Origin of the sequence: Brevundimonas diminuta ATCC 11568 (assembly GCF_000204035.1) — a bacterium.
GTDB lineage: Bacteria > Pseudomonadota > Alphaproteobacteria > Caulobacterales > Caulobacteraceae > Brevundimonas > Brevundimonas diminuta.
In genome coordinates, this window is sequence record NZ_GL883086.1 from 1,541,396 (window position 1) to 1,548,741 (window position 7,346).

Consider the following 7,346-nt stretch of genomic DNA (forward strand, 5'->3'; position numbering starts at 1 on the left):
GCGGCGTCCGCCCCCGCCATCGGCCGCCCCCAGCCGCCCTCGACCAGCGGCCGCAGCCCCAGGTTCTCGACGACCTCATCCACAGTGAATTCCACTTCCCCTCGCCAGCCACGGAGGTTCGACACGAACGCCAAGCGCTTGATGGCGCGCTTCGCCTATCAGGCCAATGCCCCCTGCAATACAGCCACATTTCAGACACAGAACATCGTTCTCATGATCAGACGTTCAGGGGGCTTTCAATGCTGATCGTTCTCATGTCGCTGGCTATCGCACAGTCCGCGCCTTCTTCAGTCAGCGAGACCTGCTCTCACGACCGGGCGGCGCTTCTCGCGCTGCCGCCCGCCGCCTTTGACCAGGATCTTCAGGGCGGCTGGCGCCCCTTGGCTGAAAAGTCCGAATGCGCAGCCGTCGCCGCTGACCTGCTGGCCGACTATCGCAAGGAGCGTTGGAGCGACCTGACACCGAGCGAACTCCACACCAACTACTGGCATGAGGGCCAACTCCGTGCGGGGCTGGGCCAGACGCAGGCGGCGACGCGGCTGATGATGGCCGGGGTGAATCCTGACATGTCTCGCAGTGGCTTTTCCGATTATGCGCTTGGGACAATCGCCTTCCTTCACCATGACCGCGCAGGCCTGATCGCCGCAAGAGAGCGGCTGGCCGCCCTGCCCAAGCCGCCTGATTTTGATCAGGCGGCAGCGCGTTTCAAGGCCCAGTACGGCTTCGATCTGGAATGGCCGGTCAACCTCAAGGTTCTCGACGGCTTCATCGCCTGCTTCGATCGCCCGTATAGTGAGGCCTACGGCTCCTGCCCGACAGCAGCGGACAACCCGCCTGCCGGACGCCACTGACCATTCTCGAACACCACCTCGTCCCCGCCGCGCCAGGGCACGCGGCTCAGCGGTCCGCCGGTCAGGCCGTAGCCGACGATCGCGTATCGCACGCCGGGTTTCAGCGGCGCCGCCTCCACCGTCGTTTCAAACCCCTCGGGCGTCTCGCCATAGACCACCTGTCTCAGGCCCCGGCAGTCGCGGCCGCGCGCCTCGATCGACCAGACCGGGCGCATCATGGCGTTCGACCGCTCATGCACGGCGATGCCGCCCAGGCAGGCTCTCTCGGGCTTTGCGGGGTCGACGCCGAAGGTCGCGACCGGCCGTTCCAGCCCGCCGCTGATGTTGACCGGGATCATCGCGGAGCACGCGGCCAGGGCGACGGCCGTCGTCGCCAGCGCCGCTCCGACGCGCAGAACCGCGCCGCGTTTCATCGCCCTCGCCCTCAGCAGCGGCCGTAGGGGACGTAGCCGACCTCGATCTCGTCGATGCGGACGGTCTTCAGCTCGCGCACCGCCATCTGGTCGAAGTCGGCGCTACAGTTGAAGCCGGTGTCGATGACGTAGTCCTCGCCCTTGGCCGCCTTGATGGCGTCGCGGATGCGGAAGGAGGCGTCGATCGTGGCGTCGCTGACCATCACGGCCGAGGCGCGAATGCCCGGCGACACGCGCGGGCCGGCGCTTTCCAGATAGAGCCACGGGTCGGCCGCATTGCCGCACAGCATCAGGCAGTCGGCCTTGAAGTCGGCGTTGCCGCGCGCGGCGGCGAACTCGCCCATGGTCAGGTCGATCTTCTGCGGCAGATCATAGTCCTTCAGCGCCGCCAGCGCCTGGGTCGAGCAGGCCGGCGTCATCGGCACGGCGTAGCCGACGACCTCGTCGCCCTCGGCGCGGACGCGGACCGTGCAGCCGCCGATCTCATAGGTGCGTTCCTTGTCCTGAACCGTGCGGGCCGGACCCAGCTTGGATTCCAGATAGGCCACCTGCACGCCCAACATCTGGTCGATGGTCGGCGCGCCGCCCGTTGCAGGCGCGGCTTCAGGCGCCGCCTGGGTCGCCTCGGCCGGAGCGTCAGCCTTGTCGGCCGTCTTCTCCGCCTGACCGCAAGCGGCCAGTCCCGCCAGCACGCCCAGCACGGCGACGGTTTTCAGTCCTTGGAATGCGGTCATGATCTCTCCACGGCTCAGGTTGAGCGTCGCAAGCCAACGCACCGCCGCGCGAAGGGTTCTCGCGCACGACCGTCAAAGGGCCTTCACGATGCCTTCGACCATCTTCTTGGCGTCGGCGAACAGCATCATGGTGTTGTCGCGGAAGAAGAGTTCGTTCTCGACCCCCGCGTAGCCGCTGCCCATCGACCGCTTGATGAACAGGACGGTGCCCGCCTTCTCCACGTCCAGCACCGGCATCCCATAGATGGGCGACTGCGGATCGGTCTTGGCGGCCGGATTGGTCACGTCGTTGGCGCCGATGACGAAGGCCACGTCGGCCGAGGCGAACTCGCTGTTGATGTCCTCCAGCTCGAACACCTCGTCATAGGGGACGTTGGCCTCGGCCAGCAGGACGTTCATGTGCCCCGGCATCCGGCCCGCAACGGGGTGGATGGCGTATTTCACCTCGACGCCTTCTTCCTTCAGCGTGTCGGCCATCTCGCGAAGGGCGTGCTGGGCCTGCGCCACTGCCATGCCATAGCCGGGCACGATGATGACCTTGGAGGCGTTCTTCATGATGAAGGCGGCGTCTTCGGCCGAGCCCTGCTTGACCGGCCGCGTCTCGACCGCCCCGCCGCCCGCCGCCGCGCCCGTCTCGGCGCCGAAGCCGCCCAGGATGACGCTGATGAAGCTGCGGTTCATGCCCTTGCACATGATGTAGCTGAGGATCGCGCCCGACGACCCGACCAGGGCGCCGGTGATGATCAGAGCGATGTTCTCCAGCGTGAAGCCCAGCGCCGCCGCCGCCCAGCCGGAATAGGAGTTCAGCATGGACACCACCACCGGCATGTCCGCCCCGCCGATGGGGATGATCAGGGTCGCGCCCAGGATCAGGGCGATGGCGAACACGCCCCAGAAGGCCCAGATCGCCGTCCCGCCCGTCCCGATCAGGATGCCGATCAGGAAGACCAGGGCCAGCGCCAGGGCGATGTTGATGAGGTGCCGCGCCGGCAGGATGATCGGCGCCCCGCTCATCCGCCCGTCCAGCTTGGCGAAGGCGATGACCGATCCGGTGAAGGTGATGGCCCCGATGGCCACGCCCAGGCTCAGTTCGACGATGGACAGGGTCTTGATCCCGCCCGTCGCCGTGACGATGCCGAAGGCGTCGGGCGCATAGACCGCTCCCACCGCCACCAGACAGGCCGCCAGGCCGACCAGGGAGTGAAACGCCGCGACCAGTTGCGGCATGGCCGTCATCGGCACGCGGTTGGCGATGACCGCGCCCGCGCCGCCGCCGACCACGACCCCGCCCGCGATCAGGACCAGGGTCAGGGGGTCCAGGGCGCCCGACGTCCCCAGCGTCAGCAGGGTGACGCCGACGGCCAGGGCCATCCCGACCATGCCGAGCGTATTGCCCCGTCGGCTGGTCACAGGGCTGGACAACCCTCGAAGCGAGAGGATGAACAGAACCCCCGCCGCCAGATAGGCCAGCGCCGCGATCGATGCGTTCATCCCCTCCCCCCTTGTTTCATGCCTAGATCAGAAAACGTTGACCACGGCGGGCGCCGCGCCGTTGGTGCCGGCGGCGGTCGCCTGGCCGTTCTTGACCACCGCCACGCCGACCGGACCCTGGCCGCCCGTCTTGGTCACGCGGCAGCTGCCGTTGTCGCCCGGCAGGCGTCCGGCCATCCGGCCCGAGCCGGTGTGGTTGATGCGGTTCATGTGCACGCCCCTGATGGTCACCGGGGCGAAGCCGCACTCCAGCGTCCAGCTGGCGCCCTGGGGCGCGGCCACCGACCAGTGCAGGCCGGTATAGGGGTCATTGCCCACTTCACGCGCGGATTGCGCCGAGGCCGCGCCGGCGACAGCGGCGGCCGACAGGGCCAGGACGGAGATCAGGGCAGCTTTCATCACGCAATACTCTTCGAGGTTAATGTTTGACGGATTGGGTGCGCGACAGACGCCACAGCGCCGCCGCGATGAACAGAGGCCCCAGCAGGATCATCGCCCAGTCGAAGACCGTCATTTGACGATCCTGGATGATGATGCGCGTCAGGACGGCGGCGAAAACCAGCACGACCCCGCAATCCTGGAACCGCAGGCGCCCGATGGGGTCTTTCACCCGCACCCAGCTCCAGATCCACAGGGCCACGCCCAAGCCGGTGACGGCCCAGGAGGCATAGAAGGCCAGCAGGATAGGCGACAGGGTCACGAGGCGGCGGAACCTTCAGCCAGACGCTTGCGCCGCGCCCAGATTATACGAACGCCGCTCCAGGCGATGAACAGGGTGAACACCACGGCGCCCAGCGCCGCAAACTTGTCTCCGGCCTCCATCAACCCCGCCGCGCGCCAGATCAACAGGGCGACGCCGATCGGAAAGAAGACCAGCGCCAGGCCGAGCTCGACGCGGCGACGCGCCTCAGCCGACAACCTGCCGCCTAACGTAGCGGCCGCCAGAACCACCAACAAGGCGACGGCCAGAAGAACCAGGATCAGGCCGTTGATAAGATTGTACATCAGGCGCGCTCCTTCTTCTTGTACATGGCCAGCATCCGGCGCGTGACCATGAAGCCGCCGAAGATGTTGACGCTGGCCAGGGTCACGGCGGCCACGCCCGCGCCCTTAGCGATCCAGGCGTTCGGCCCGCCCGCCTGCGCGCTCATCGCCGCCGCCGCGATCAGGCCGCCGACGATGATGACGCTGGAAATCGCGTTGGTCACGGCCATCAGCGGCGTGTGCAGCGCGGGCGTCACGCTCCAGACGACATAGTAGCCGACGAAGATCGACAGGACGAAGATCGCCAGGCGAAAGACGGTGGGATCGACGTGTTCCATCAGCCTCTCACTCCTTCATGCACCACGGCGCCGCCGTGGGTGACGACGGCGGCCTTGAGGATTTCCTCCTCCAGGTCGACCGCCAGGGCGCCGTCCTTGATCATCAACCCCAGGAAGGCGACCAGGTTGCGCGCATAAAGGGCGCTGGCGTCCGCGGCGATGCGGCCGGGCATGTTGCTCCAGCCCACGATCTTCACCCCATTGGCCGTGGTCACGACCTCGTTCGGCTTCGAGCCTTCGACGTTGCCGCCCGCCTCGACCGCCAGGTCGATGATGACCGAGCCCGGCTTCATCGAGGCGACGTGCGCCGCCGTCACCAGCTTCGGCGCCGGACGGCCGGGGATCAGGGCCGTGGTGATCACCACGTCCTGCTTGATGATGTGGGCGGCGGTCAGTTCGGCCTGCTTGGCCTGATACTCGGCCGACATGGCCTTGGCGTAGCCGCCCGCCGTTTCGGCCGCCTTGAACTCTTCATCCTCGACCGCGACGAATTTGGCGCCCAGGCTCTCGACCTGCTCCTTGGCGGCGGGGCGCACGTCGGTGGCCGTGACGACCGCGCCCAGGCGCCGCGCCGTGGCGATGGCCTGAAGCCCCGCGACGCCCGCGCCCATGACGAAGGTCTTGGCGGCGGCCACCGTCCCGGCGGCCGTCATCATCATGGGGAAGCCCTTGCCATAGGCGTAGGCCGCCTCGATCACCGCCCGGTATCCGGCCAGATTGGCCTGGGACGACAGCACGTCCATCACCTGCGCCCGCGTGATGCGCGGCACGAACTCCATGGCGAAGGCGGTGGCGCCTGCGCCCCTCAACGCCTCAAGCGTGGCCTTGTCGCGCCAGGCGTCCAGCAGGCTGACGACCACCGCGCCGGGCTTCAGGGCGCTGATCTCCGACGCCGTCGGGCCGCGCACCTTCAGCAGGATGTCCGCCCCGGCCAGCGCCGCCGACAAGTCCGGCTTCACGCTGGCTCCGGCCTCGGCGTAGTCGGCGTCAGGCAAGGATGAGCCGAGGCCCGTCCCGGCCTCGACGCTCACCGTCGCGCCCAGGGCGATCAGCTTCTTCACCGTTTCAGGCGTAACAGCGCAGCGCGTCTCGCCTTCACGGCGCTCACGGGTCACGGCGATGGCGACGGCCAAGCGAATCCCTCCCACTCCCCAGGGTCAGATCGACGTTAGGCCTAAGGTCGAAGGATCGTCAAACAAGCAAAAGGCCCGCCGGATACGCCGACGGGCCTTGCTGCATTCAATAGGGGGGTCGCCCTTAGTGCGCCTTCTTGCTCTTCAGCATGAAGTAGCCCGCCACCGACAGAGCCGCGCCGCTGATGAAGGCGGGCACGAAGCCGGCGCCGACGGCGAACCACACCGTCAGGAACAGGATCAACACGGCCGTCGCCAGCGACAGCCACTTGGTCAGGCCCATGAACAGGCTCCAGGTCCAGGCCTGTTCCGAGATGTTCATATCCCCGTGGACGTGGGGGGCGGTCGCTTCAGCGTGCTGGTCGGCCATGGGGCATCCAAAAAAGAGTCGAGATTTCGACGGCTCTTATAGCGAGGCCTGCGCGCGGCTCAAGCCCGTCAGGGTCAACGACGCCTCAGTCGAGGCTTTCCAGCACCGAACGCACGAAGGCGGCGACGTCGAAGGGCTTGCCCGCCGGATCTTCGCCGCGCCGTACGATCACCACCTGGCGGCTGGGCACGATCACCACATACTGCCCTCGGTTGCCGAAGGCGGCGAACGCATCAACCGGCACGCCTTCGGTGCGGTTGATCAGCCAGAAGGTCGCCCCATAGCCGAAGTCGCCCGTCGGCGGCTGCGGCCCGGCGGGCGCCGTAACATAGTCCCGCCAGCCCTCCGGCAGGAGGCGCCGCCCCTCCCACACCCCGTCCTGCAAATACAGCTGGCCGAAGCGGGCCAGATCGCGCGCCGTGGTCCAGACCTGGCTCGACAGGATGTAGTTGCCGCGCCAGTCGGTCTCGGCCCAGGTGTGCGTCATGCCCAGCGCATCGAACAGTTCGGCGGGCGGATGAACGGTGAAGGTCGGGGCGGCGGCCATGGTCGCCAGCAGGGTGTCGTTGTTGGCGTAGCGATAGACCGTCCCCACCGGCGCCAGCAGCGGCCAGCCGGGCGCCTGTTCATCGACGGCCACGCCGCCGAAATAGAGGCCGTCGGTGCGGTTGCCCGCCGTGTCGCTGGTCAGGCCGGACGACATCCGCATCAGGGCGTCGACCGTGATGGCCGCGCGCGGATCTCCGGGGCGGCTCCAGTTGGCGATGGCGGCGGGCGCTTTCACATCCAGTTCGCCGCGCTGGACCGCCGCACCGATGACGGTTCCGGCCAGGCTCTTGGCCACCGACCAGGTGCGCTGGGGCGTGTTCGGGCCGAAGTCGGCGGCATAGCGTTCCGCCACCCGCTTGCCGCCCTGCATAACCACGACGCCGGTGGTGTTGGTCCCTTCGCCGAATCCCTGATCGAAGGCGCGCGCGACGGCGGCCTCCAGCGCGCGGGCGTTCCCCTTGGGCCGCGCGGTCGGCAGGTCCG

At 67.9% G+C, this 7,346-nt stretch carries 11 protein-coding genes; 1 reads left to right on the top strand and 10 read right to left on the bottom strand.

Going from position 1 to position 7,346, the window contains the following annotated elements; genetic code table 11:
* Positions 1–239: 239 nt before the first annotated feature.
* On the top strand, positions 240–851 hold the full coding sequence (locus BDIM_RS11285; protein ID WP_003165732.1) for a hypothetical protein: 612 nt from the start codon (positions 240–242) through the stop codon (positions 849–851).
* Here the strand turns inward: BDIM_RS11285 and BDIM_RS11290 are convergent.
* The 10 genes from BDIM_RS11290 to BDIM_RS11335 all read right to left on the bottom strand — a co-directional run.
* Positions 800–1,264: a hypothetical protein gene (locus BDIM_RS11290; RefSeq protein ID WP_040345860.1), complete on the bottom strand. Its 465-nt coding sequence runs from the start codon at positions 1,262–1,264 to the stop codon at positions 800–802. The genes BDIM_RS11285 and BDIM_RS11290 overlap by 52 nt on opposite strands.
* Before the next feature lie 11 nt (positions 1,265–1,275).
* Positions 1,276–1,998 (bottom strand): hypothetical protein, encoded by a 723-nt coding sequence (locus BDIM_RS11295; RefSeq protein ID WP_244911822.1) that lies wholly within the window; start codon positions 1,996–1,998, stop codon positions 1,276–1,278.
* Between the two features lie 72 nt (positions 1,999–2,070).
* A complete protein-coding gene (locus BDIM_RS11300) occupies positions 2,071–3,489 on the bottom strand; it encodes an NAD(P)(+) transhydrogenase (Re/Si-specific) subunit beta (protein ID WP_003165734.1) in 1,419 nt (472 codons plus the stop codon).
* A 27-nt stretch (positions 3,490–3,516) separates the two neighbouring features.
* Positions 3,517–3,888: a hypothetical protein gene (locus BDIM_RS11305; RefSeq protein WP_040345863.1), complete on the bottom strand. Its 372-nt coding sequence runs from the start codon at positions 3,886–3,888 to the stop codon at positions 3,517–3,519.
* A gap of 19 nt (positions 3,889–3,907) precedes the next feature.
* On the bottom strand, positions 3,908–4,189 hold the full coding sequence (locus BDIM_RS11310; RefSeq protein ID WP_003165736.1) for a hypothetical protein: 282 nt from the start codon (positions 4,187–4,189) through the stop codon (positions 3,908–3,910).
* Positions 4,186–4,494 (bottom strand): hypothetical protein, encoded by a 309-nt coding sequence (locus tag BDIM_RS11315; RefSeq protein WP_003165737.1) that lies wholly within the window; start codon positions 4,492–4,494, stop codon positions 4,186–4,188. Before BDIM_RS11315 ends, BDIM_RS11310 begins: the two co-directional genes overlap by 4 nt.
* On the bottom strand, positions 4,494–4,811 hold the full coding sequence (locus tag BDIM_RS11320; protein ID WP_003165738.1) for an NAD(P) transhydrogenase subunit alpha part 2: 318 nt from the start codon (positions 4,809–4,811) through the stop codon (positions 4,494–4,496). The genes BDIM_RS11315 and BDIM_RS11320 overlap by 1 nt, the downstream gene beginning before the upstream one ends.
* Positions 4,811–5,944, bottom strand: coding sequence for a Re/Si-specific NAD(P)(+) transhydrogenase subunit alpha (locus tag BDIM_RS11325; RefSeq protein ID WP_003165739.1), 1,134 nt, complete (start codon positions 5,942–5,944; stop codon positions 4,811–4,813). Before BDIM_RS11325 ends, BDIM_RS11320 begins: the two co-directional genes overlap by 1 nt.
* 124 nt (positions 5,945–6,068) lie before the next feature.
* Entirely contained in the window at positions 6,069–6,314 is a 246-nt protein-coding gene (locus tag BDIM_RS11330; RefSeq protein WP_040345866.1) for an aa3-type cytochrome c oxidase subunit IV, read from the bottom strand.
* 85 nt (positions 6,315–6,399) lie between these two features.
* Positions 6,400–7,346 (bottom strand): serine hydrolase domain-containing protein (locus tag BDIM_RS11335; RefSeq protein ID WP_155818723.1); only part of this gene is annotated, 947 nt, incomplete at its 5' end.